The following is a 248-nucleotide window of genomic DNA, read 5'->3' as shown; positions in this document are numbered from 1 at the left end:
TTGCCATAGCCGTGCCACAGATCCATTTCCGCCATGAACTTATGGAGCGGTCCGGGAATATATGTATTTATCCGATCAATAAGCCTGTGGTGCCAAAAGTCGGGTTTGTTATAAGGACAAGTCGCGATGCAGGTGCCGCAGCCAGTGCCTGATTCAATCCAGTAATCGTGGCATTTGTGTCCATTCAAGTGCCACTTTCTAACGCCCGGGTTGATATAAGGTTTGTCTTTGACATCCTCAGCCGTATA

At 48.0% G+C, this 248-nt stretch carries 1 pseudogene; it reads right to left on the bottom strand.

The window, feature by feature from the left end:
• Positions 1-248 (bottom strand): annotated as a pseudogene (locus E1189_RS24140) (hypothetical protein); the annotation flags it as partial.

This window comes from Parendozoicomonas verongulae, assembly GCF_009711465.1.
Taxonomy (GTDB): domain Bacteria; phylum Pseudomonadota; class Gammaproteobacteria; order Pseudomonadales; family Endozoicomonadaceae; genus Sansalvadorimonas; species Sansalvadorimonas verongulae.
This window is presented reverse-complemented; position numbering and strand designations above follow the sequence as displayed.